The organism is Psychrobacter sp. GW64-MNA-CIBAN-0177, assembly GCF_040309585.1.
Lineage (GTDB): Bacteria > Pseudomonadota > Gammaproteobacteria > Pseudomonadales > Moraxellaceae > Psychrobacter > Psychrobacter okhotskensis.
Genome location: NZ_JBEOOY010000002.1, coordinates 240,607 through 266,703 on the forward strand (window position 1 = coordinate 240,607; position 26,097 = coordinate 266,703).

The window sequence follows — 26,097 nt, forward strand, 5'->3', positions numbered from 1 at the left end:
CAATGGCTATTTTTGCATCTCGTTAACACGGATGTATCCGTTAAGAGCTAGCCGCTAGCTGCTGAGTATATTTGGCTAAAGACTCAAGCTTGATTAACGCATCGCCATTTTGGATGACTTGTTGAGCACGGCTGACACCATTAGGATAATTGCTGGCAAGTCCTGCGGTATATATCGCCGCACCTGCATTTAGGGCAATCATATCACGAGCTTTTAGGACCGCGCGATCATGAGTCTCTTCACCTGATAAAGCGGCGCGTATTAGCTCAAGGCTTTGTTCTGGAGAATCTACATCAAGCCCAATCAGCGTTTGTGATTCGATACCCGCATCCTCTGGCATCATCTCATAGACAGAGATTTCACCCTCTTTTAATTCAGCTACTGTGGTCGAAGTGGCGAGGCTGATTTCATCTAAGCCATCCTTTGCACCGACGACCATGACATGACGTGCGCCTAGATTTTTCATCACTTTGGCGATTGGCTCACACAGCTGAGCAGTAAAGACGCCAATGACCAAATTGGGCGTGCCAGCAGGGTTGGTTAATGGCCCTAAGATATTAAAGATAGTGCGCGATTTGAGCTCACGACGGACTGGATTGGCATAACGCATCGCGCTGTGATGATTGGGCGCAAACAAAAAGCCAACGCCTTGATTTTCGATGCAGTCTTTTGCTTGCTCAGGTGTGAGCGACAGACTAATACCCGCTTGCTCCAACAAATCTGAGCTACCGGATCTGGTAGAGACGCCGCGATTACCATGCTTAGCAACTTGAGCGCCTGCCGCTGCCACCACAAACGCCGACGCTGTAGAGACGTTGAATAAATTCGCACCATCACCGCCCGTACCGACGATATCGACTAAATGAGCACAGTTCTTAGGTTCGATATTCGCAGCCAAAGCGCGCATGGCACTGGCTGATGCCGTAATCTCGTCGATGGATTCACCTTTCATACGTAAACCAGTCAAAATAGCGCCCATCATCGCATCGCTACATCTGCCTTGCATGATAATCAGCATGACTTGATACATCTCATCAAAGGTCAAATCAATATGCTGAAAAATTCGACCCAAAGCCGTCGTTAGTAGCTTATGGATGCCTTCGTCCGATAGTTGGGCAATATTATCTGCGGTGTGGGTGTCCTCTATCTTTACAGTACTCATTAGGCTCTCGCTTTATATTATTTATATTGGTGTATAGGGTGGTCAGAATTTTTATTATCAATCATGCATTTTTAGTAACATTAACCGACTTGTGGCAATGCCTTTGAGGCTGATACTGCCAGATTATGAGTTTGCAAAAAGTTATTGAGTAGCTGATAACCGGCTTCGCTCAAGATGGACTCAGGATGGAACTGTACGCCTTCAATGGCCAATGTGCGATGACGTATGCCCATGATTTCCTCAATACTACCATCGGCGTGCTGCGTCCATGCGGTCAACTCTAGACAGTCGGGTAGACTGGTTTTGTCGACGACCAGCGAATGGTAACGCGTGAATTTTGAGGAGCTAGGTAAGTTAGCAAATATGCCCTTACCATTGTGGTAAACGGCGGATAAGCGCCCGTGCATCACTTCGCCAGCTTTGACCACCTGTCCACCGAATGCTTGTCCAATCGCCTGATGCCCGAGACAGATGCCCAATATAGGGATAATACCCTTAAAAGTTTCGATAACGTCTAAAGAAATGCCGGCACGGTCTGGATCGCAAGGCCCTGGACCAATGACGATGGCATCGGGAGCCAAGGTTTGAATCTGCTCAATGGTCATCTGATCGTTACGCCATACCGTGATGTCCTGCTGCAACTCACCGAAGTACTGTACGATATTGTACGTAAAGCTGTCGTAATTATCGATCATTAGAATCATTGTGTAGTCAACTCATTGATTTTATTTTTCAAAAGGTAAATTTGCTCTTATTATTTATGCATTGAACTCAACATAAAAGCGGCTTGCTTTACTGGCTAGTTATTGTAAAGGACATCATCTTACCACTATTTTGTGGTCTATAAAATGTAGGACATGGCCTAGCGTTTCAAAGAGCCAAAAAATTAAAATGCACCATAAAAATGCAATGTTAATCATTGGTGCACTTGCTACTGCACTAATACAGTGCGAATATGCGCTTATATATACTACTCTTAAATGTTGTCCATAAAAATAATGGCTCAGTTACCTCTTAATATAGTTAAATTACTATTATAAATTACTGAAATTATTGCCAATAATTAGGTTGTTAGTACTAAATATTATATTTAGCAAGGTAACTTGGCACAGCAGTTGCACCATTAGTGTTATCAATATTATTAGATATTGGATATTGGTTACTCTAAAAATAATTGTTAATAAGCAATTGAAGAGTTCAGCATTATGAGTCAGATGTTGCTAAAATGGGGTCAGTCTGCATTTGGCTGATGACTATTTTGGGCCAATGATTTTAGACCAGTAATTTTAGCCCAATGATAGCTGCGCACACTGACGGATAGTGTCACGAGTGTTGATAAACATGAACTTGCAGGCGCTACAAAGCCGCTATGTAGATCCAAAAGCCAGTCCCATATTTTAAAAAGTTTTCATTCATTACTTTAAATCGTAATTTTTTAATTTATTACTTTAAATCGTAATAACGTCATAACCATAACGGAGATTATTCATGTCGAACAAACTACTAGATCTTATCAAATCCTCTAATGCCAAATGGGTCGATTTTCGCTTTACCGATACCCGTGGTAAAGAGCAGCACATCAGTTTTCCAGCGCATAGTGTAGACGAAGAAGTCATGGAAGACGGTAAAATGTTCGATGGTTCATCTATCGCTGGCTGGAAAGGCATTGAAGCGTCAGATATGATCTTGCGTCCTGATCCTGAGACCGCTTTTTTGGATCCGTTTTTTGATGCCGTGACCGTTGTGGTGACTTGTGACATCATTGAACCCTCTACGCTACAAGGCTATGACCGTGACCCACGCTCTATCGCCCGCCGTGCAGAAGAGTACTTAAAGTCTACTGGTATCGGTGATACGGCTTATTTTGGTCCTGAGCCAGAATTCTTTGTATTCGATGAAGTAAAATGGTCGATTGAGATGTCAGGGGTTAGCCATAAAATCGTCGCGGAAGAAGCTGCATGGTCAACCAATAATGACTATGAGTGGGGCAACATGGGACACCGTCCACGTGTTAAAGGGGCGTATTTCCCAGTACCACCAATCGATAGCTCACACGATATGCGTGCGGTGATGTGCGAACGTATCGAAGAAATCATCGGCGAAGGCTGTATCGAGGTGCATCATCATGAAGTGGCACCTTGTCAGTCAGAGATTGGTGTCGCTTTCAATACGCTCGTCAAAAAAGCGGATGAAGTACAACAGTTAAAATACGTGGTTCATAACGTTGCGCATCAGTTTGGCAAAACCGCGACCTTTATGCCAAAACCAATCGTTGGCGACAATGGTTCGGGCATGCACGTGCATATGTCAATCTCAAAGGATGGTGTCAATACCTTCTCAGGCGATGAGTATGCTGGTCTGTCTGAAACGGCGCTATATTTCATCGGCGGCGTCATCAAACATGCCCGCGCTTTGAATGCGATTACCAACCCATCGACCAACAGCTATAAGCGTCTAGTACCGCATTACGAAGCACCTATCAAGCTTGCGTACTCAGCGTCTAACCGCTCAGCGTCTATTCGTATTCCGCATGTTAGTAGCCCGAAAGCCGTCCGTGTCGAAGCGCGCTTCCCTGATCCAGCCGCCAACCCATACTTAGCGTTTGCTGCGCTATTGATGGCAGGCCTTGATGGTATTCAGAATAAGATGCATCCAGGCGAAGCCGCTGACAAAAACTTATATGACTTACCACCAGAAGAAGAAGCACAAATTCCAACGGTTGCTGAGAGCTTAGAAGTAGCGCTGCAAGCATTACGTGATGATCATGAATTCTTGTTAAAAGGCGATGTGTTCACCCAAGACATGCTAGAAGCATTTATTGCCCTGAAAGAAGAAGAAGTGCAGCGTGTCAATGTGACGGTACATCCAGTAGAGTTTGACTTGTACTATAGCTGCTAATCCATCGTTAAAAGTTTGAGTTTCTAATTAAAAAATCAGTCAAGTAAATCTTGGCTGGTTTTTTTTATGGTATTCAAACCAACAATTGTTCTATAATGAGAGGCTGATGATGAATGCTTGATAATAAGTGCTCGTTACATTTTTACTCGCGATACCGTTTCTTACTGATGAATTTTTTTAGGATTTAAGCCCACGGTTTCAGTTTCTACAGGACGGCGCGGACAGTGAGTTGCAATGCTCAGTTTTTCATAGCCAGCCATAATAATGATAACAGCAGGCAATGCCATGAAACGCTCAACCTTAAGCCTTTTCTTAGTAATCACCTTGTCACTATTTCAAATAGGCTGTATGCAACAAGAAAAAAAGCAAGATCCTTATAAAGAGGGTGACATCGTCACTTGGTTACTATGGGGTGAGATGATTATCAAAGCAGAAATAGGGGAGAGGCGAACTCATTCGCTTGAAAATCATTCTAAACGAGGAGAATCAGAGTTCTATCGTCCACATGCAGAGCATTATCTCGGTCAGTTCCCGATTGATTATCAGCCTAAAGCATTCGACACTATTAGCAAGGAAGAAACACTTGCCATGCCAGTAACACCAATTATGCCAGGGCAAGCACTAGAGTTTAATCTGATGCTTAATGGCTCATGGGTACAGGCATCGGATAGGAGTGTTGTGTCTGATGAAACGTTAGATCACCCCGATCAGGTGAAAGTTATCGTAAATAATTATTCTCTAGGGGGAAATACCAAGCAGTCCTTCGATAATTACTCAATGTTAGAGTTAGACGCTGATTCTACAGAAACTAACAATGGAGTGACTTGTTATCGGTTTAAGGGAGAAAAAGGCGAATATAATCATAAAAAATGTTTTGGTCAATCTGAAAACTCACTCATTTCAGGCTATGAAATTTATATTCCAATAACTAAGCAAGTTCCAATGTTTGTTGAATATAGAGAGTCCATTTATAACGGCGTAAAAGTTAACTGGTATGCTGACCGCAAGAACCTTGCTCAAGCCCAAGCGATTGATGCTGCCATTTGGCGACTATTAGACACTTGGAATATATCGTCAATAGAGTAAACATGGATTAAGTCAAGAAGTCATATCCTCATAAATGCCTACATAAAAGTGCTGCTGTCGTAGATTTACTATTCTAGATTAGAGTTTGCTTTCCATTTATCTAATATAACAGACGCTACTGTTATTACTTCAAAAATACCCCATAATGGTATCATTATATTTATTAAACACGCGCACTTATTAGGTTAACTGACTATGCACTCACTCTTGAACCGTTTACAACTTATTCAGACCGCAATGACCATACGCAGCCATGCACAAATTAAAAATAAAATGGTATTGGCTGGTTTATTAATGGGTGCAGCCAGTTTTTACGCACCGATAGCGAATGCTGCACCTATCTACAAAGTGGTTGATGAAAAAACCGGTCAAGTCACCTTTACCGATCGTCCACAAAATTACGAGCAGCAAGCGGGCAAAGAGATTAGCCAGACGACGGTGACAACCGGTAATGAAACGAATAGTTCAAACAGCAATAGCACTGAAAGTAGTCAAACTGCTAGCAATGCCGCGCCCGCCAATGACTCAACAGCTAAGGCAGCGGTCAACTATCAGCTGACCATCACTGAACCGAGCGAAGAACGCGCTTATCGGCGTCCAGCGCAGAGTATCAACGTAGCGCTACAAGTTCAGCCCGCGCTGCAAGCAGGCGCTAGTGTCCGTATTTACTTTGATGGTAACGAAGTTGCTCAAGGTCTAAATGCAACGATTGCGACAATAGACACTTTGCCAGGCGCGCATACGATAACGGCCGTCATTCAAAGTGAAAAAGGTCAAACGCTGCAGCAAGTCACAAGGACTGTCTATGTGATTCAAAATAATACCACCTTGCAAAACAATAAAAAAATTGCCCAGCAGCTTTTGGCGTATCAGAATTTACCATTTCATCAAAAAGTGATGCTAAAATTACGTCAAAAAAACGGGAAGCAGGCCAACTCTCAGAGCAGTAAACCTATTACTAGCAATGCTTTTACTAACTAAGTGTGGAAGTAGTTGATTTATTAAAGCCGCTAGTTGCAGGATTGATTTTAGGCTATTTAGTTTTTAGACGTTAAAAAAGGGCAGTCGCTACATTTAGTGACTGCCCTTTTTTTAAAAACTATTAATTACATCTATCCTTCTAACTTATTTGGTTAACTCAATCGTGCCATTGGCAGTGACTGAGATGGTGCTTTCACCAGACTCAAAGCTTTGGCTTGGTACCGATTCATCAGCAGAGGCCGCTTTCATGCTCATTGCGCTATACATGGGACGAGGGTAGTTGCTACCAGTGTTTAGGTTGACAGTGACGACACGATAACCGCGAGCATCCCAAGCGCGGGTGAGATTTTTAGCTTGTTGTTGAAACGCGCGAGAGGCTTCAGTCATTAACTTCTGTTCTAATGCATCTTTTTTGACGTCTGAGACACCAAAGTTGAGATTGTCCATGACCAAGGTTTCTTGCAGGTCAGCAATAAGCTGGCTAGTCGCGGCGAAATCTGTACTTTTAAGATCGATGTTTGCTTGTCCAGTCCAGCCAATGATTTTGTCATTTTTATCATAGCGTGGATAGGTGCGCTGCTGTCCCGTAGTCACTGTCACCTTAGGGTAGCGCTTAGCGATTTTCATCGCATTATTGATAGAGGTATTGAGCGTGGTGGCCAGCGTTTTAGCATCGGTGGCTTGTGCTTTTTTATACAAGCTGGCTCGTACTTCATCGTTTTGAATCTCTTCTTTAACTTCTGCCTGAAAGCTAAGCTGATCGTAGCCTGTTGGTTCTGCATGAGCGCTGCCCATCATTGCTGTCAGTAGGGCCGCAGTACCAGTAGCCAGAGCCGCTTTATTGAGTAGAGTGGTTTTCATTATGATCTCCTAATAAATGATAGTTATATGAGTCGTGTATTGATTACGCTTATTCTTATACGGTATGTTGTTTGTATCGTTTCTTATTCAACATACCTCAACTAAAATAGCAAAAATTAAAGAGGTTGCTGTGAGAATTTTGTCACTTAAGTTACAGGCTAAGTTATAAGAATGACGTGGTTATCTCCTTTATTACCTTAATTTTTGCCATTATTTAGCCTCTTAAACGAAGAGTTTTACGATTGGGGTTGTAATCACAAAAAATTCTTGTATAATCTGCAACTGGTGGCTCCATTGGTAGCCTCGCAACATTGTTCTATGAATCCCGCCAGGACCGGAAGGTAGCAACGGTAATAGTTATGATGTGTGCCGAGGATGTGCTTTTGGAGTCGCTTTTTTTTGCCTAAAATTTGAGTGCGATCTTAATAAAATATAAACAACGCTCATTTGCTATATTAAGCCCTTCATTGTAAAGGGCTTTTTTTGGCTCGCATTTCGTTAAATTTTAACTTCTCATTGATTAAGATAGGTTAAAATACAATGTATTAACTTTTATTAACATTCTAGATACTTTGGGATTCTTTTATGAAATTGTTCGTTTGGCTGTTCATTGCATTCGTGGTGCTAGTGGTGGTATGTGGCGTCTCGATATTTAACAAATTGGTACGCGCCCGCAACCAAGCAAAGAATGGCTTTGCACAGATAGATGTGCAGCTAAAGCGGCGTCATGATTTGATTCCCAATTTAGTCGAAACCGCCAAGCGTTATCTGACGCATGAAGAAGAGACGCTGACTCGTGTGATTAGTGCACGTAATCACGCCCAAAGCTTGCAAGACTCTAATAAACATCAGCCAGACTCGCTTGAGCATATGGCGCTATTTGCCAAAGCAGAGGGTATGTTGTCGAAAGCCTTGGGGCAATTTTCTGCGGTTGTGGAGGCTTATCCTGAGCTAAAAGCAGATAGCTTGATTAAGGAGTTGATGGATGAGCTGACCAATACCGAAAACCGGATTGGCTTTGCCCGTCAGCATTATAACGATAGCGTGATGTTTTATAACAATGATCGCGAAGTGTTTCCTAATAATCTTGTCAGCACAACTTTTGGCTTTCGTCCACTTAGTCCATTGGTATTTGAAGATAGAAAACTCATTGCTCAAGCACCTGTCGTCGATATGGGCTGATATTTACATACTGTCAAATGCACTTAGTTATGGTTAGGTAAGAGTAATAGATGGATTTTTTTGGTGCACAGCGTAGCCGTACTCAGCGCAGCTTATTGCTCTATGGGCTGTTTTTTCTCATTGTCTTTGCCCATTTGGCAGTAGCGCTGGCTATCATGGCGCTACTGCTGACGATATTTACTGGTGGCGTTTATAAGTGGGTATTAATACTGGTTGCTGTTTGGACGCTAGGTAGCTTTGTCATTGGTAGTTTTTTGGAATATGGTCGCCTAAAAGCAGGTGGTCGAGCGATTGCTAAGCGCGTGGGCGCGGTGCGATTGTTTATCGACCACAGCCAAGATGCTTGGGAGCATAGCCAAGGAGTTGCCCATCAGCATCAGCCTGTATCTAAAGTTCGCTTTAGTGCCCGCCATATTGCGGTGCGTGATGAGCGCGATTTCCCGCCTGTCTATCGGCGTTATTATGAGATTGCCCAGCAGCTAGCTATTGCTTCAGGTTTGCGAATGCCTATTCTATATGTGCTGCCTGAAGAACAAGGCATTAATGGTTTTGTAGCGGGTCGCCATAGCCAAGATATGGTGCTCGTCGTCACCCAAGGCGCGCTTGATAAGCTATCTGATGAAGCGCTATACGGGCTAATAGGGCATGAGTATGGTCATATCTTACATGGTGATGCAACGTTTAATTTACAGCTAATGGTGGTGTTAGCAGGCTTGCAGTTACTCTATGACTGGAGTGATTCTATTAATAATTTTGGTGCTGGTTATAAAAGCAGTCAGCAAAACTATTTTGACAATGCGGTTAATCATAATAACCTCTTATCTCAGAGAGATATTGACAGTCAGGCGCGTAGCACTGAAGCGCAAACTGCTAATTTTAACACTCATAGCGAATGGGTTGCTTATTGGCAAAGCCAGTCACAAAACCGGCAGTCAGCAGTTAAAAGCCAGTCGATGTGGCTACAAAGTAGGGCTACGGTTGATAATCAATCGCCGCGTAATATTTGGACATTATTAATCCATGGTTTGAGCTTTTCCAGTATGGCCAGTGCGCAACTGATTAAACACAGCTTTAACCGTGAGCGCGAGTTGCTTGCCGATGCGACCAGCGTACAGCTCACACGTTCGCCGGCTATTATGGAAACCTTAAAGACCATTCATCAAGATGCGCTTGGTTCGCGCTTAACTGGCATCGCCGATATTAATGGATTAAGTCATTTCTTTTTTGCCAGTAGTGGTGCCGATTTGGGTGACGTATCGTGGTTTGCCACCCATCCAAGTTTGGCTGAGCGCATGAGTGCCATCAATGCCAACGCTTATCATGATTTCGCCGTGCAAGTGGCTAAAGAAAAACGTCTCAATCAGCAAAAGATAACAGAAATCTACGAGCAGCGCCGCTTGGGTGATTGGGGCGTGATAGTGGTAAATAGCCTAAGTAAAAATAAATTTGCTGATAAAAACATTAATAATAAATTCAATGATGTTATTGACGAAGATGCCATTCAAAAAGTTGCTATTCAAAAAGATATTATTCAAAAAGATGCTATCGAAAAAGAAATCGCAGTCTTTTCTACTAGTGAGATAAATAATGAATTGCAGAGCGATAGTGGGCTTGAATTTGTTGTAGAGGAAGATGTTGTTATTAATGGGCGTTTGCAGGTGCAAGTACAAGATATCGGTATGCATGAGTTGCTTAAGCCATGGCAAGCCAAACCTGATAGTGATTTGCCATCAGATACCTTGATTGCTATCGAAGATATACAAAAAGTATCGCTACCGCAGTATGTGCTCAATCACAGTTATCACCCGCTAGGGGCGCAAGCTTTGATTGAGTCCGTGCTACTTTGTCATCAGGGTTATGTGCTGTCAACAACAGCGACTTATGATTTAACTGATATCTGGCTTGGGCTTGATGAGGATAAGAAGTTTTCTGCTGAAATCACTACTAACTCTAGGGCGGATATTAGCAGTAACACACAAATTTTATCGCATACACTCGATCATAAATTATTAGCGGCAGTAGCAAATCTTGATCGGCGTCTAGACAGCGCTTTGATTGCGTTGGCGTTAAAGCAACTACGCCAGCATGATTTATCAGAAAGTGCTATTGATGAATGGCGCTTAAAATATGAAGCCAGTCATAGTAATCAAGATCATCAACATTATGTGCAGCAAAAAAAGTATCGGACGATGCTAGTGCGCTATCAGCAAGGTATCATTGAGCTGTTTGAAAACTCCCTTACGGCTGATCTAAGCCAAAATATCGCTGATAATATAAATAATGATGATTCTATTGATAAATCTACATCCGTATTAAATCCTTTAGAGAATACGCGCTCTCGATTGTCTCGCTCGCCTTCGATTTTAGCGTTATGGCAGGCCCTAAAGCTGCAGAAATTGTTGCCCGTATTGTCTGCCGTATTAAACGATACACAGGTTCAGTCGCATCTTCCCCCTCAATATCCATACTATCAATGGCAGCAAGTATTGCACGCCGGCACGGATGATATCTATGCTCAGCTTGACCCATCAGGGCAGGTGTTTGATGGTCTTGATGTTGCCGCAAAAACCATGCTTACTTTATTGGCGTATCGCTTAGCAAAGGATGCTAAAGGGCAAATAATATCCGCACTAGATAGCTCAGTACCTATCTCAACACCTATTTCAGTGCTCAGCTATAATAGTGCTAGCGTTGCTCATTATCTTGTAGATTTACGCCGTCATGCACGTTTGATTGATATTGATTTAGCTGCCGCTAGTGAGGCAAATTTGCAATGGCTATTATTGACTGCGCAAAATCTAAATAGCGTTCAATTATTAGCATTAATAGCAGCCGCACCTATTTTTATAGCGCCTGCCAGTCAATCGTTTGGTTCTAAAGCCAAAGGTGATGATAATTATCGACAGAGGCAACAGGGCGGCGCTCAAATAGATTATAATGCGACTACTAATAAACCTTATGGTTATAATGATTACCGGCAATGGCTAAGCACGTTGCATACAGTGATGTTACACGATACGATAGTCAGTCAAGATGAGTATGATTGCTTGACCGAGCTTGCCAATCATTGGCTAGGCGTTCGGCAGCTTTTTTGAGCAATGTCATTGACGGCATTTGAGTATTCTTTTTTAAATCGAATCGACTATATTTTTAATCCTTTTTTTCAACATCGTTCTTTAATATTATTTTTGACATTAAAAGCCTGTAAATCCATTTTAGATAAGTAGGATAGTAAATAAGCATGAGTGATATCCAAGACCCGCTAGTTGTCATGCAACATCGTATGCAGCAGCGCCAGATTTTAGCGATGATGGGTATCAATCAGTGGGTGCAGCCGAGCTCTGAAACCATGAATATCGCCGATATTTCTGCGCCTGCCTTGCCTGATGCGGTTACAGCTAACGCTAGCATTGCATCTTATTCTAATGCTACTACTTCTACAACGAGCACCGAACAGCCAAGCATTGAATCTTCTAATATTGAACCCCCAAATATCGATACTATAAACGTCGCCATAGCAGATATGGTAGATGATGAGTCTAATCATTCTTATGATGACGCTAATGAAACAGGCTTAAGTCCTTCTGACCAACAAAGTCCCGTCATCTATAGTTTTGACTCGACTGCCCCTGATATCTCCAAGCCGGCCGTTACCTCACTTGTAAATACGGTCGTTCAGCAAGCTGCGATGGACAATGTAAATAATGCTCCAAGCTTTGAAGATAGCAGTTTTAAAGAGAATAACTTTAAAGACGATAGCTTCAAAAAGGTAGTACCATTTGATTTACAAGGTGGTCGCTATGGCGATTGGGTAATTTTGGTTGATATTCAAGCCCTTAATCATGACAGCCAAAAACTGTGGCAAAATATCATCCAAGCGCTATTCATCAGTTGTGAGACCACATCCTTTCCTATCTGTGAGGGTATGGATACCGCTGAGCTTGCCAATGCCAGCCTTGCAGGATATGTGTTTAAGATTGGTCGTCGCGAAGAGATAAAAGTGGCGGCATTGACCGTATTACCTGATGGCCTTGAGCATCCGAACTTTATGACTGTGCCTACACTTGATGACATGCTTGTTGATAGTAGCCTTAAACGTCAGCTTTGGGAGCAGTTATCGAGCCAGAGTTAAAGGCTTGCCACTTACTATTATTACGACTACTACGACAGAGATTAAAAATAACGTTAACATTCATATTTAACGTTTAACCTTTAATAACCACGATGATTTCATCATATTTAGGATAATGATTATGACCACCAAAGCCGCTTCTAACCGTGTACCCAACTTTTCAGCGGGACCTGCCACCATACCGACCGCCGTCTTATCACGCGCTCAAGAAGAGTTGCTTGATTGGCAGGGACGCGGTATGTCGGTCATGGAAGTGAGTCACCGTAGTAAAGAGTACATCGCGATTACTGAAAAAGCGGAAGCCAAATTGCGCTCGCTTATGGACATTCCAGATAATTATAAAGTGCTGTTCTTACAGGGCGGTGCCAGCTTACAGTTTTCAGCGATTCCATTAAACTTATTAAATGGTGGACGCGCAGATTATTTAACGACGGGTACTTGGTCCGGTAAAGCGGTTAAAGAAGCACAGCGCTATGCCAAACTGGGTTTGGGCGAGGTTAATGTGGTGGCAACGGGTAAAGACAGTAATTTTACTGACGTGCCAGCCCAAAGCGATTGGAACCTAAGCGAAGATGCGGCGTATTTCCATTACTGCGCTAATGAGACCATTCATGGTTTGCAGATTTTTGAGCCGCCACAAGTCGATGCGCCAATTATCGCCGATATGTCTTCTTGCATTTTGTCACAGCCAATCGACGTCTCTAAATTTGGCATGATTTACGCGGGTGCGCAAAAAAACATCGGGCCAGCAGGACTAATTATCGTCATTATTCGTGAAGATTTATTGGGCAAAGCGAGTGAGTGGTGCCCGCTGCTGATGAATTATGAGCATCAGGCGGAAAAAGAATCAATGTCAAACACGCCAGCGACCTATTCTTGGTATTTAGCAGGACTAGTATTTGATTGGTTAGAAGAGCAGGGCGGCGTTGCTGCTATCGGCAAAATCAACCAGCAAAAAGCCGATTTACTCTATAAAACGATTGATGACGGCAGCTTCTATAGTAATCCCGTTGACCCCAAATATCGCTCTATCATGAACGTGCCGTTTACGTTAGCCGACAGCAGCCTTGATAAAGTGTTTTTAGAAGAGTCAGAGGCGGCGGGCCTCATGAATCTAAAAGGTCACCGCGATGTCGGTGGTATGCGCGCCAGCATTTATAATGCAGTGTCATTAGAGTGGGTACAGCAGTTGGTTGACTTTATGATAGATTTTGAAAAAAAACACGCTTAAGTTAGTACAGGCTTTGAAACAAAAGGCGCAACTTTAAGAGCTGCGTCTTTTTTCATGTCTATTAGCGTTTTTTTAAGTAGCATAATGCGTTATGTAGCATCCTTAACACCGCAAAGCATTAGGTTAAAAAACCTAAGTTTGTTATGATAAAATTTCTTCAATTGCCTATTTTGCCGTCAGTCGCGCATTTTTTATCCAAGTCGGTTTAGAGTAGAAGGTCGTTATGAGGGGTATTACATAGTCATGATGCTAAAAAACACCATGCTAAAAGCCGTCTTGCTTGTCATGACTAGCAGCTGGATACCTGTCAGTATCGCAGCGCCAATCACCACGACTGCGCTTGGGCATAATAGTACCACTGAGTATATTGACGTACCATACATGCCCTATGCCAATCCAAAGGCGCCCAAAGGTGGTACGCTGTCATTGGATGCACGCGGCACCTTTAATGCGGCCAATAAATGGATGACCACAGGCGTGGCAATGGTTGGTACTGACTATCTGTATGATACCTTGATGACGGGCTCACTCAATGAAGCCTTTACCATGTATCCGCAGCTGGCAAATAAAGTCACGTATGATCCTGACGATACCAGTTGGATTATTTACCATGTTAATCCTGCTGCGCGCTTTTGGGACGGGTCGCCAGTGACCAGTAGTGACGTCAAAGCCACTTATGATGCGATATTGAATAAAGGCCCGATGTATATCCGCAGCTATTTGGGCGACATTAAAGACATTGAAATTATCGATAAGCAGCGGGTAAAGTTTGTTTTTAAGTCTGATGAAAATAAAGAGATTTTATTGACGGTTGGACAGTTTCCTGTCTTTGCCAAGTCCTCTATTGATACTGATTTTGAGAAAATTACCCTGACGCCATTGATGGGTAGTGGGCCTTATAAACTCGGCCGTGTCGATGCCGGACGTGCGGTCAGCTACGTGCGTGATCCCAATTATTGGGGCCGTGATTTGATGGTCAATCGCGGTCGTTATAACTTTGATATGATTAAATTTGTCTATTATCAAAGTGATGAGATTGCTTTTGAGGGTTTTAAATCTGGGCAATATCGCTTCCGCCCGGAAAACAAAGCCTCTAACTGGGCCACCGGTTACAATTTCCCAGCCGTCAAAGCCGGCCTGATTAATAAAGAAGCCATAAGCAGTCAAAACCCAGTACCGATGCAGGGTCTGGTGATGAATATGCGTAGGCCAATTTTTCAAGATATTCGCGTCCGCCAAGCATTGACCGCAGCTTATGATTTTGAGTGGATGAACAAAACTTTATTCCATGGGCAGTATGAGCGCTTACAAAGCTTCTTTCATGGCTCAGAGCTTGCTGCTACTGGTACGCCATCTGCGGCTGAGATGCAGATATTAAGCCCATTGCTGGCCAAGCTTGAACCGATTCAGCGACAAGCGGTATTAACGGAATGGCGATTGCCAACCAGTGACGGTAGCGGCTTTAATCGTAAAGCCTTATTAGAGGCGCGCCAGCTGTTGCTAGATGCGGGCTTTTATTATCAAGATATGAAGTTATATCAGCCAAATGGCAAGCTTGCTCAGATTGAAATTTTGATGACAGGCGAGACCATGGGGCGCGTGCTGTTGCCTTATACCCGTAATCTAAAGCGTTTGGGCTTTGATGCAACCTTACGTCAAGTCGATGGGCCACAATATTACGAGCGTATGCGCCGTTTTGACTATGATATGGTGGTCGACGTCTTTGCACAGAGCTTATCACCTGGTGCTGAGCAGGCGGCGTTTTGGGGCAGTGCAGCCGCTGATGAAGCGGGTAACGCCAATACCATCGGTATTAAAAATCCTGCGATTGACAGTGTTATTAAAAAACTGGGCGACGCTAAAAATCGCGATGAGATCGTCTTATATACGCACGTACTTGATCGCCTGCTACGGGCAGGACATTATTTAGTCCCTTTATACGGCAAACCTAGCACCAATGTCGCCTACTGGAATCAATATCGTCATACTGCAAAACTCCCGACCAATGCTATCGGTATCGATTATTGGTGGACAGATAAAGAAGCAGAAGCTCGCGTTAATCTATACTTAAAGCAATAGTTTAAAATAATGGCTTAAAACAGTTATTTAAAAATTATCATTTAAACCAGTAAATAAAATCGTGTTTCATTTGGTTTTTAAAATTTAATAAAAAACATCAGTAATAAAGACAATCACTGCTAAGGATTTTATATGAGTATTCGTATTCACCCCATTAAAGCGTTCAATGACAACTATATTTGGACACTCATTAATGAAAATAATAAGCAGGCGATTGTCATTGATCCGGGTCAAGCCGAGCCAGTTATCGCCTATTTAGAAGAAAACGGCTTAGAGCTGACGTCCATCTGGACCACACATCATCACCATGATCATATCGGAGGCGTCGCCGAGCTACAAGAATCTTATCCAATGACGCATTTGGTTGCGCATACCGAGCACAATGTCGATGAAGATCAAACTATTAAAGACGGCAGTACGGTCAGTGCTTGGGGCTGTGCCGCGCAAGTATGGGATGTGTCCGGTCACACCGCAAGCCACGTGGCATATATTTTGGATATCGATGGACAGAAGCATTGTTTTTGCGGTGATACCTTGTTTAGTGCCGGTTGCGGACGCGTCTTTACCGGCACGATTGAGCAATTGCATGACAGCTTTAAGCGTTTAAATGGCTTGCCAGCTGAGACGCTGCTGTATCCAGCCCATGAATATACTGCCAACAACTTACGCTTTGGCTTATCTATTGAACCGGCTAATGGAGCGATGCAGCAAGCGCTTGCGCAAGCAGAAGAAAAAACCGCCCAAGGTATCCCGACGCTGCCAGTCACTTTAGAGCATGAACGCGCAATCAATGTGTTTTTGCGGACGCAAGAGCCAAGTGTGATAGCAGGGGTAAAGTCTAAAGTCACTATAGACGATGATAAGTCTTTGGCGGTGTTCGCCGCGTTACGTGAGCTTAAAAATAACTTCTAAATACTAAGTTGTCATCTCTCTTTATTTTAGGAAGCCGCCATTATGGGTCGTTATATCTTAAAAAGGTTATTACTGATATTACCGACGCTATTTTTGATATTGCTGGCGAACTTTGTCATTGTCCAAGCGGCGCCCGGCGGTCCTGTTGAGCAGCAACTGGCACTTATTGAGCAAAGCGCAAAAGACAGTGCGCTAAGTGGTAATCTTGGCGCGGGTAGTGCCGGTGGCAACAATAGCACTTACCAAGGTACGCGTGGTCTATCTGAGGAGATGGTGGCGGCGATTAATGCGCAATATGGCTTTGATAAGTCAGCCCCTGAGCGTTTTTGGCTGATGCTAAAGAATTATGCCAAGCTTGATTTTGGTGAGTCGTTTTTTAAAGGTCAATCGGTGACGGATTTGATTGTCGAAAAGCTGCCCGTATCCATCTCGCTTGGGCTTTGGAGCACGCTGCTGATTTATATGATCGCCATTCCACTGGGCGTGTATAAGGCCATGCATCATGGCTCGGGGATTGATAAAGTCACTGCCATGCTACTTGCTATCGGCCATGCGATACCCGTCTTTGTATTTGCCGTCATATTACTAGTATTTTTTGCTGGTGGCAGCTACTGGAACATTTTTCCACTGCAAGGATTAACTTCCGAGAATTTCGATCAATTAAGTGTACTTGGTAAAGTAAAAGATTACTTTTGGCATCTGGCGCTACCGCTCCTAGCAAGTACCGTTGGCGGCTTTGCAGGCTTAACCTATTTGACCAAGTTTAGCTTTTTAGAAGAGCTTGGTAAGCAATATGTGCTTACTGCTCGCGCGAAAGGCTTGGGTGAGCGTCAAGTGTTATACGGTCATGTCTTTCGTAATGCCATGCTGATTATTATTGCTGGTATCCCAGCAGCTATCGTTGGGATTTTCTTTGCCGGTAATTTTCTCATTGAAATTATCTTTAAGCTTGATGGTTTGGGGTTGTTAGGTTTCGAAGCTATTCAGCAGCGTGATTATCCGGTGATATTTGGCACGCTGTTTATCTTTACTTTGCTCGGATTATTATTGCAGTTAATTAGTGATTTGAGTTATCACTTAATTGATCCGCGTATTGATTTTGAGGGGCGCTAATGTCAAGTCATCCATTATCCTCAACGCCCTCAACTGCCTCTTCTATTCCACTAGAGAAAAAGCGCCGCTTAAACCCTATTTGGCAGGCACGCCTTAATCGTTTTCGCCGCAATCGTCTCGGCGTGATATCGCTGTTTGTTTTTGCGATAATATTTGTCATTTGTATGGCAGCCAATGTGATTGCTAATGACAAGCCGCTGCTGGTGCAGTATGAAAGTAACTATTATTTCCCCGTATTAAAAGCCTATCCTGAAACAACTTTTGGCGGTGTGTTCGAGACTGAAACTAATTACAAAGATCCTGCTGTGCAAACGCTGATTAATGATCAGGGTTACTATGTGATGCCGCTCATTCCCTTTGCAGACCAGACACCGAACGTTGAGCTAGGGATTCCATATCCAGCCGCACCCAATAGCCAAAACTGGCTTGGGACAGATGATTTGGGTCGTGATGTGCTGGCGCGGATACTTTACGGCATGCGGGTATCGTTGCTGTTCGGTCTGGCACTGACGCTAGCAGGCGCGCTTATTGGTATTATCGTTGGTGCGATACAAGGGTATTACGGTGGCTGGGTAGATTTGGCAGGGCAGCGCTTCATGGAGGTATGGGGCGGTATGCCGCAGCTATTTATGATTATTATTTTGGTCAGCTTGTTTAGCCCTAGTATCTTTATGCTGTTTGCGATGATGCTGTTATTTGGTTGGATGGGGCTGGTCGGTTTGGTACGGGCAGAGTTTTTACGAGCGCGTAATTTTGATTATGTCCGTGCCGCTCGCAACCTTGGGGTATCGGACAGTCAAATCATGCTCAGACATATCTTGCCTAATGCGTTGGCCTCAAGCTTGTCACAACTGCCGTTTATCCTAACCGCTAATATCATTGCTTTAACAGCGCTAGACTTCTTAGGGTATGGTTTACCGCCTGGGTCACCATCGCTTGGTGAGTTGATGGTGCAAGGGAAAAACAACCTCGATGCCCCTTGGCTGGCCTTATCTGGATTTTTCAGCTTAACCTTTATTTTATCATTGCTCATTTTCGTTGGCGAAGCGCTGCGTGATGCCTTTGATCCGAGGCGTTCCTGATATGACAACTGATAAGATGATAAACGCTAATATGATAACTGCTACTGAGCAAAATAATCGTTTAAATAACAGTCATAGCAAAGCACAGAATAAGCTCATGCTGACAGTGGATAAGCTTAGCATCGTCACGGACGCAGGCATGGTTCTGGTCGATAAGCTATCGTACGAGCTAAGGCAAGGGCAGACATTAGCGATAGTAGGTGAGTCAGGGTCTGGCAAGTCGATTGCCAGTCTTGCGCTATTAGGCTTGCTACCGGACAGTTTGACCGTTACTGGCGATGTACAATTAGCAGATGTAACAGGAATGATGACATTACTGGTAGCTAATAATAAGGCACGTAATGCGACGTTGCGCTCTATTCGTGGTCAGCGTATCGGTATGGTATTTCAAGAGCCGATGACGGCGCTAAACCCACTACATACGGTCGGCAAACAAATCGCAGAATCCTTACGTATCAGCGGCGTCCTCAAAAAACACTGGCGTGAAAAAAGCATGGCTTTGCTAACTGATGTCAATATGACTGACCCTGCTGATAAATTAAATCGCTATCCACATGAGTTATCAGGCGGTCAACGTCAGCGGGTCATGATTGCCATGGCATTGGCACAGCAGCCTGATGTTTTAATCGCCGATGAACCGACGACCGCGCTTGATGTGACCTTGCAACATGAGATTCTAACCCTGTTAGATAACCTTAAGTGTCAGCATAATATGGCAATGATATTAATCAGCCATGATTTAAATTTAGTCAGGCGCTATAGCGATGACGTCATCGTCATGCGCCAAGGACACACGATTGAGCAAGGGCAAACGGCAACGGTATTTAGTGAGCCGAAAGCAGAATATACCCGCTCGCTTATCAAGCAAGATTTCGGGCAAGCACTCAGTTTATTGGACGATGAAAGTCAGTTACCAACCGTATTGCAAGTCAGTAACTTACAAGTACAGTTTCCTGTAGAGAAAAGTCTATTTGGTGGTACCAAACGCTGGTTTGATGCGGTAAAAGATGTCGATATGACCCTGCAAAAAGGACAAGCATTAGGTATCGTTGGTGAATCAGGTTCTGGAAAGACCACAATAGCGCTGGCACTAAGTCAATTGCTTAGCAATCAAGCACATATCAGTGGTCAAATAATGATTAATGGGCAAGACATTACAGCATTGTCCAAACGTGAACTGCGCACCTTCCGCTCGCAGATTCAAATGGTGTTTCAAGACCCCTTTGCCAGTATCAATCCGCGTATGACGGTCATGCAAATCGTCGAAGAAGGATTATTGGTACAAGGTGTCGATAAAGTAGAACGCCAGCAGGCGGTGATGGATAGTTTGGCTACTGTGCATCTACCAGCTGATTTTGCGCAGCGTTATCCGCATGAGTTATCAGGCGGTCAGCGTCAACGGGTAGCCCTTGCGCGTGCACTCATTATGCAGCCCAGTCTGTTGATATTAGATGAGCCAACTTCTGCGCTTGATAGTACCACGCAGGTCACTGTGGTTAGCTTGCTACGAGAGATTCAACAAAAACTGCAAATCAGTTACGTCTTTATTAGCCATGACTTAAAGGTAGTACGCGCGTTATGTCAGCATATTGTGGTGCTAAAAGACGGCGTGTGTATTGAGTTTGGTCGTAGCGAAGATGTTTTCAATAATCCACAGCACCCGTATGCTCAGCAGTTATTACAGGCAAGCATGATTTAGCCTAGGGTCTGTTGAACATTCAAATGTGGCACTGGGAGTAGCTATTTTTTAGACAATGCGCAGTGAAATTTTTGATGCCTAGTCATTCTAGGTTAGACAATTTCGCCATGTATTGGCAAAAAATAGCTACTGCCCTAAAAGGCTGATGCTAAAACCACCCCAAACGTTGTTGTAAACCTAGCTAAGGTCTCGACATTATCATCGGTTTACGCCTGATTTGATAAAAGGTTTGGGACGATTTTAGCGATCAGCAGTCCTAATATTTGAATGTTCAACAGACCCTATTAAAAGATCAACAGTCAGAAATGAATAGCTACGTAATTACATAATCATGTAGCTGCACTAATTTTGAAATAAGTGGAACACTCTACATGATCGGCAGGCTCAAAATAAAACCTATCCAAGCCCGAGATATCAGCGAGTCAAATCGTCCCTCAACCACGCTTGAGCTGCTATTTGACTTGGTTTATGTCATTGCTGTCGCCGCCGCTGCCAATGGTTTTTATAATCGCTTGAGTGAGCACGATTTTTCAGGTTTTTTGACCTTTACTGTGGCATTTTTTATCTTGTGGAATGCGTGGACCAGCTTTACGTGGTTTGCGTCAGGCTATGACCCTGACGACTGGTTTTATCGCATCTCAGTCATGTTTCAGATGTTTGGCTCTCTCATGATAGCTGCCAACATTCATCAGTTTTATGAGCAAGGGCTTACTTGGATTGGGGTGACGGGTTATGCCATCATGCGGCTAGCAAGCTGTAGTCAATGGTGGCGTGTCTATCGACAAGTTCCAGGTCATAAAAAAGTCGCTGGGCGCAGTATGGTCGGTCTGTTAACTTTACAGGCGTTGTGGATTATCTGGTTGTTTTTACCATCCGCGTTACAAACGCCCGCCTTGTTTCTGTTCATAGCAGCAGAACTACTCATGCCAGTATGGGCACGTTCAGAGCAGTTTGATAACTGGCACCCTGGACACATTGCTGAGCGTTATGGACTCTTGACCATTATCGTATTGGGCGAGGGTGTGGTAGGGGTTAGTAACAGTATTCAATATTTTTTGGTCAACTCTACCTCTGCTGCGAGTAGCATCCTGTTACTCGGCTCAAGCTTAGTCGCTCTCGTGTTTTCTTTATGGTGGCTGTATTTTATCGTGCCCTTTGATACCATTTTAAATAAAGAGCGCCGACGTCATGATTTGTTTTTATTTGGTTATGGGCACTTTTTTATCTTTGCTGCCTTAGCAGGTTTGGGTAGTATGCTGAATCTGGTTACCGAATCCGTCGCCGGTGAAACGGGTGATAGCGCCCAAAAAATCATCTCAGAACCTTATGCAATGGGCATGCTAATGAGTATGTTGGTGGTATTTTTATTGACGCTGACCATCTTACGAGAATTGATGTGCCGTAGATCGAGCCATAATGTTATTGCAATGCTCCTTGCACTGACCATCATTGGACTGAGCTATACAGCGGTCACGCAAGGATTGCCCATCACCTATGGCATTTGGCTGAGTATCTTGGCACCTGTGGTGATGATTTGGTATTTTGGGCAAGACAATAAGCATTGGCTGGTCAAAGAATATGTTTAAGGCTGACTTATTTATTAATACTGCTGCTATTTGACGATTTGATAAAAACCTCTAAAAAATCAGAACATAGCAGTTCATAATAATTACGACATCCTAAAAAATGTAGTGGTACAATAAATTTGAACACTAGTCCACTCTATCGATATATATATTTTACTTTTATATTTACCTGTTTGGCTTCGCTCCCAAGGCATGTTCTCATTTTAAAAATGGTGCTAAAAATGGTGCTAAAAATGAGATAAATCGTAGTTAAACAAGGAAAATAGAGCAGATAATATCGATATATTAACGGGTTATTTAACGCTGTTTAGCGAAATTTAACCACTTTTAGTCCATTTAGATGACTATTGTTTGAATTGAGACACGCCCTAGTTGGTGGAATCAACACAGTTATAACTGCTATTAAAAGCATTATTAAAAAAGGATTTTTTATGCCCAGCAAAAAACAAAGCAGTCTTTCTAAGTTAGTAAATAACAATCCATTACAGCATGCTGGTTATTTGGCAGTTGCCAAGACGCGTGCCAAAGTATTAAAAGCCTTTTCTTACGTAGTGCCTATCAGAAGACCGATGCTATTCGTTGGTGAGACTGCCTGTGATGAGTTATGTGATATGCTCATCAATGAAGGCAGTAGCAATGTATTTATCGTCACTGATGCCGTATTGAATAAGCTTGGTATACCTGCCAAAGTGACCGACTATCTAGATAGTAAAAACATCCGCTATCAGCTCTATGATGGTGTGACACCAGACCCTACTTTTAAGGTCATAGAAGAAGGCCTGCGCAAATCTATCGATGCTAAGTGCGACTCTATACTGGCTATCGGCGGCGGTTCAGTCATCGACGCGGCTAAGATGATTGCAATGTCGCAGGGCAATAATTGTAAACCTAGACAACTTATTGGAATTCTAAAAGCCAGAAAACCTTCTACGCCGCTATATTGTATTCCTACTACTGCTGGTACGGGCTCAGAGGCAACGCTTGGTGCGGTAGTGTCAGACGATGAAACCCATCAAAAGGCCTTATCTATTGATCCAAGAATGGTGCCATTAGCAGCGGCCATCGATCCGGTCATTATGAAAGGCATGCCTGCGCATATCACAGCCGATACCGGTATTGATGTATTGACCCATGCACTAGAGGCGTGGATGAGCGTAAACGCAAGCGTAGAGACTGACTACTATGCAGCTTCGGCTGTTAAGTCTGTCATGCAATATCTACCGCTGGCATATAAAGATGGTGGGGATTTAAAAGCCCGTGAAGCGATGGGTATTGCGGCTCACTACGGTGGTATTGCCTTTAATAAAGCTGGTCTAGGTTATGTTCATGCTATCGCTCATCAATTAGGCGCGTATTATAGTATTCCTCATGGTCGTGCGAATGCCATCGTCTTGCCTTATGTATTGGACTTAAATCGTAAAGCAAGTGAAAAACGACTGGCAACATTGGCAAGAAAAACGGGCATGGTCAAGCACGATCAAGCGAGTAGTAGCAATGGTCAGATAGCAGATGACTTAATCGCCCAAGTACGAGAGCTGATCAAAAGCTTAAATATTGATCCAACCGTCAAAGGTATGAAAAGCAGTGACTTTGACAGTATCGCTAAAGCCGCTGCTAAAGAAGTCAGTGATACCTATGCAGTGCCGACTTATATGCCAGCGTCTGGTATCAAGGAAATCTTGACCAAGATTATGCAAGAAAGTGAAGCTCTTGCTGGTAAAGATAAAAATAGTGACAATGCAGCATAGCAGCATAGATTATTTTATCTATTTAATCATGTCGCTGATAAACTAAAAAAGCTTATTATCATAGGATAATAAGCTTTTTTTATTAGAAACAATTGAACTCGTTTTATATATATAACAATATAGGAATATTGTGGTGACACCAAGGGGTCACTATAGTTACACGAAAATTCTTTTAGGAAATAGTTATGAATCGTATATTGCCGTCTAGAATTATCGGATTAGTGATCGTGGCAAGCAGTGCGTTGTACGCAGGTTGTGCTTCTACCGAAACCAACACCGCTGTGAAGGATGTAAATGCTGCCAATCCTTATGCGCCGACGACTCCAGGACTGGCAGTAGCAACGGTCGCTGGTGGGTGTTTTTGGTGCGTGGAAGCAGGCTATGAGAAAATCCCTGGGGTCATAGAAGTGGTGTCTGGCTATACAGGTGGTAATGTCGAAAACCCAACTTATAAACAAGTATCAGCAGGTGGTACGGGTCATACGGAAGCGGCGCAAGTATATTATGACCCTACACAGATTACCTATAACGGTATCGTACAGGCGTTATGGCGCATTGCTGATCCCACTGATAATAAAGGTCAGTATGTGGATCGAGGTACGCAGTATCGCCCCGCTATTTTTTATAATAATGCGCAAGAAAAACAGATAGCAGAAACTGCCAAGCAATCATTGCAGGACTCTGGGGTATATGCCAAGCCAGTGGTGATTGAGATTGTACCTGCGAGCACTTTTTATCCAGCAGAAGAGTATCATCAGGATTATTATAAAAAAAACCCGCTACGCTATAAGGCTTATACCTTCAACTCTGGTCGCTATCAATTTATCGAAAGCGTCTATGGCAAAGACTATGAGCTAGATTTTAACCAGTTTAAACCGACTGCGGCCAGCTCTAAACAGGCAGCTTTAAATGAAGCAGCAACTACCAAAGCAAGCGCAGGCTTCAACCCAAAAACATTCGTGAAGCCAACACAGGAAACACTGAAAAAGTCGCTGAGTGACATTCAATATAAAGTTACTCAAAAAGAAGGTACCGAGCGCGCCTTTGATAATGCTTATTGGGACAATAAAGCGCCGGGGCTTTACGTCGATGTGATATCGGGCGAGCCGCTATATTCTTCTCGTGACCAATTCAAGTCTGGTACAGGCTGGCCTAGCTTCATCCGTCCGTTGAGTGCCGACGTGGTCGTCGAAAAAGAAGATCGTGGTATTTTTTCAACCCGTACCGAAATCCGCAGCCGCTACGCTGATTCGCACGTGGGTCACGTATTTGATGATGGTCCAGCGCCAACGGGCAAACGCTATTGCATGAATTCAGCCGCAATGCGTTTTATTCCATTAGCGAAGATGGAAGAAGCAGGTTATGGCAACTGGATTGATGCCGTAAAATCAGTGAGTTAGGATTTGCTCAACACGGCACAGTATCTCTGTTTTAAACATATCTGAATTGCATAAAAAAAGGACACTTGATGAGTGTCCTTTTTTTGTTCTATAGTCAAAACATCCTAAAAACGCGACGGTATTGCTGCTATCGTTTTTTTGTAGCCTCTGTCTACGCAGGCACAGCAAGCAAGAAGATTGATAGCAGCAGTGCATGATGGTTCGATATTACTTTTCACTCACTATAGAATACCATTTTAAAATGCCGGTTGACGCTTAGGTACGGCATTTAAAAACTCGTTGCGTGCTTGGTTATCATGCACATATTCACCAAGCATTGCTGTGCTGCGTGTGGTCGAATGCTGCTTATTGACACCGCGCATCATCATACACATATGTGATGCATCCATTACCACAGCTACACCACGGCAGCCCGTCACGTCCATGATGGTCTGTGCCACTTGCTCACTCAGGTTTTCTTGAATTTGCAAACGGCGAGCAAACATATCGACGATACGTGCAAACTTTGACAGCCCTAAGACTTGTCCATTCGGCAGATAACCGATATGTGCCACCCCATGAAAGGGGAGCATATGGTGCTCACATAACGAATAAAACTCAATATTTTGTACTAAAACCAATTCGCGATTGGTCGACGGGAATACCGCGTCATTGACCACTTCATCCAAGCTTTGATGATAGCCTTGGGTTAAATGAGCAAATGCTTTCGCCGCTCGAATGGGCGTATCTAGCAATCCAGGACGATCTAAGTCTTCGCCAGTTGATTCAATCAGTTGACGATAGGATACAATACTTTCTTGATAATCTGAGGAGACGATAGGGGTGTTACTCATAAGTTTGGCAGCCATCCAAAATGTGGGTGTAGCTTAACGCTAAATCCTTGTTTATAAACAACGGTTATAAAGGATTTTTATAAAAATTGTGCAAGCTGGGAGGGCTGTGATT

The 26,097-nt window shown here is 43.4% G+C and carries 20 protein-coding genes and 1 other RNA gene; 16 read left to right on the top strand and 5 right to left on the bottom strand.

The window, feature by feature from the left end; genetic code table 11:
- Positions 1-40: 40 nt before the first annotated feature.
- Positions 41-1,162 (bottom strand): anthranilate phosphoribosyltransferase, encoded by a 1,122-nt coding sequence (gene trpD / locus AAEY79_RS02585; RefSeq protein WP_101212616.1) that lies wholly within the window; start codon positions 1,160-1,162, stop codon positions 41-43.
- A gap of 80 nt (positions 1,163-1,242) precedes the next feature.
- On the bottom strand, positions 1,243-1,866 hold the full coding sequence (locus tag AAEY79_RS02590) for an aminodeoxychorismate/anthranilate synthase component II (protein WP_101212615.1): 624 nt from the start codon (positions 1,864-1,866) through the stop codon (positions 1,243-1,245).
- A 784-nt stretch (positions 1,867-2,650) separates the two neighbouring features.
- Here AAEY79_RS02590 and glnA point away from each other — a divergent pair.
- Complete coding sequence (gene glnA, locus AAEY79_RS02595) at positions 2,651-4,060, top strand: type I glutamate--ammonia ligase (protein ID WP_025651184.1); 1,410 nt, start codon at positions 2,651-2,653, stop codon at positions 4,058-4,060.
- A 161-nt stretch (positions 4,061-4,221) separates the two neighbouring features.
- Here glnA and AAEY79_RS02600 read toward each other — a convergent pair whose 3' ends face one another.
- Positions 4,222-4,347, bottom strand: a complete 126-nt coding sequence (locus tag AAEY79_RS02600; RefSeq protein WP_264673008.1) for a hypothetical protein — start codon at positions 4,345-4,347, stop codon at positions 4,222-4,224.
- Here AAEY79_RS02600 and AAEY79_RS02605 point away from each other — a divergent pair.
- Positions 4,346-5,146 carry a hypothetical protein gene (locus AAEY79_RS02605; RefSeq protein ID WP_350587852.1) on the top strand — a complete coding sequence of 267 codons (801 nt, stop codon included), beginning with the start codon at positions 4,346-4,348 and terminating at the stop codon, positions 5,144-5,146. The genes AAEY79_RS02600 and AAEY79_RS02605 overlap by 2 nt on opposite strands.
- A gap of 195 nt (positions 5,147-5,341) precedes the next feature.
- Positions 5,342-6,127: a DUF4124 domain-containing protein gene (locus AAEY79_RS02610; RefSeq protein ID WP_350587853.1), complete on the top strand. Its 786-nt coding sequence runs from the start codon at positions 5,342-5,344 to the stop codon at positions 6,125-6,127.
- A 144-nt stretch (positions 6,128-6,271) separates the two neighbouring features.
- On the opposite strand, the gene AAEY79_RS02615 is transcribed toward AAEY79_RS02610, so the two are convergent.
- Complete coding sequence (locus AAEY79_RS02615) at positions 6,272-6,988, bottom strand: SIMPL domain-containing protein (RefSeq protein ID WP_350587854.1); 717 nt, start codon at positions 6,986-6,988, stop codon at positions 6,272-6,274.
- A 292-nt stretch (positions 6,989-7,280) separates the two neighbouring features.
- On the opposite strand from AAEY79_RS02615, the gene ffs reads away from it, so the two are divergent.
- From ffs to msrB, 13 genes are all read left to right on the top strand, one after another.
- Positions 7,281-7,377, top strand: an RNA gene (gene ffs / locus AAEY79_RS02620) — signal recognition particle sRNA small type.
- A gap of 196 nt (positions 7,378-7,573) precedes the next feature.
- On the top strand, positions 7,574-8,170 hold the full coding sequence (locus AAEY79_RS02625) for a LemA family protein (protein ID WP_025651180.1): 597 nt from the start codon (positions 7,574-7,576) through the stop codon (positions 8,168-8,170).
- A gap of 50 nt (positions 8,171-8,220) precedes the next feature.
- Positions 8,221-11,265, top strand: coding sequence for a M48 family metalloprotease (locus AAEY79_RS02630; RefSeq protein WP_352287107.1), 3,045 nt, complete (start codon positions 8,221-8,223; stop codon positions 11,263-11,265).
- A 146-nt stretch (positions 11,266-11,411) separates the two neighbouring features.
- A complete protein-coding gene (locus AAEY79_RS02635) occupies positions 11,412-12,302 on the top strand; it encodes a hypothetical protein (RefSeq protein WP_201583778.1) in 891 nt (296 codons plus the stop codon).
- 121 nt (positions 12,303-12,423) lie between these two features.
- A complete protein-coding gene (gene serC / locus AAEY79_RS02640) occupies positions 12,424-13,533 on the top strand; it encodes a 3-phosphoserine/phosphohydroxythreonine transaminase (RefSeq protein WP_352287110.1) in 1,110 nt (369 codons plus the stop codon).
- A gap of 246 nt (positions 13,534-13,779) precedes the next feature.
- On the top strand, positions 13,780-15,612 hold the full coding sequence (locus AAEY79_RS02645) for an extracellular solute-binding protein (RefSeq protein WP_201583862.1): 1,833 nt from the start codon (positions 13,780-13,782) through the stop codon (positions 15,610-15,612).
- 132 nt (positions 15,613-15,744) lie between these two features.
- The gene (gene gloB, locus AAEY79_RS02650) at positions 15,745-16,524 is read left to right on the top strand and encodes a hydroxyacylglutathione hydrolase (protein WP_352287113.1); all 780 of its coding nucleotides are present in this window, start codon (positions 15,745-15,747) and stop codon (positions 16,522-16,524) included.
- 42 nt (positions 16,525-16,566) lie between these two features.
- Positions 16,567-17,637 carry a microcin C ABC transporter permease YejB gene (gene yejB / locus AAEY79_RS02655; RefSeq protein WP_173239984.1) on the top strand — a complete coding sequence of 357 codons (1,071 nt, stop codon included), beginning with the start codon at positions 16,567-16,569 and terminating at the stop codon, positions 17,635-17,637.
- Positions 17,637-18,719, top strand: a complete 1,083-nt coding sequence (locus AAEY79_RS02660) for an ABC transporter permease (protein ID WP_352287116.1) — start codon at positions 17,637-17,639, stop codon at positions 18,717-18,719. The genes yejB and AAEY79_RS02660 overlap by 1 nt, the downstream gene beginning before the upstream one ends.
- Positions 18,720-18,750: 31 nt before the next feature.
- A complete protein-coding gene (locus tag AAEY79_RS02665; protein ID WP_374190011.1) occupies positions 18,751-20,418 on the top strand; it encodes an ABC transporter ATP-binding protein in 1,668 nt (555 codons plus the stop codon).
- A 371-nt stretch (positions 20,419-20,789) separates the two neighbouring features.
- Entirely contained in the window at positions 20,790-22,004 is a 1,215-nt protein-coding gene (locus AAEY79_RS02670; protein ID WP_352287119.1) for a low temperature requirement protein A, read from the top strand.
- Positions 22,005-22,435: 431 nt separating this feature from the next.
- Positions 22,436-23,752 carry an iron-containing alcohol dehydrogenase gene (locus tag AAEY79_RS02675; RefSeq protein ID WP_201583765.1) on the top strand — a complete coding sequence of 439 codons (1,317 nt, stop codon included), beginning with the start codon at positions 22,436-22,438 and terminating at the stop codon, positions 23,750-23,752.
- A 185-nt stretch (positions 23,753-23,937) separates the two neighbouring features.
- Entirely contained in the window at positions 23,938-25,152 is a 1,215-nt protein-coding gene (gene msrB, locus AAEY79_RS02680; protein ID WP_352287122.1) for a peptide-methionine (R)-S-oxide reductase MsrB, read from the top strand.
- 236 nt (positions 25,153-25,388) lie between these two features.
- On the opposite strand, the gene folE is transcribed toward msrB, so the two are convergent.
- Entirely contained in the window at positions 25,389-25,985 is a 597-nt protein-coding gene (folE, locus tag AAEY79_RS02685; protein WP_201566450.1) for a GTP cyclohydrolase I FolE, read from the bottom strand.
- Between the last annotated feature and the right edge of the window lie 112 nt (positions 25,986-26,097).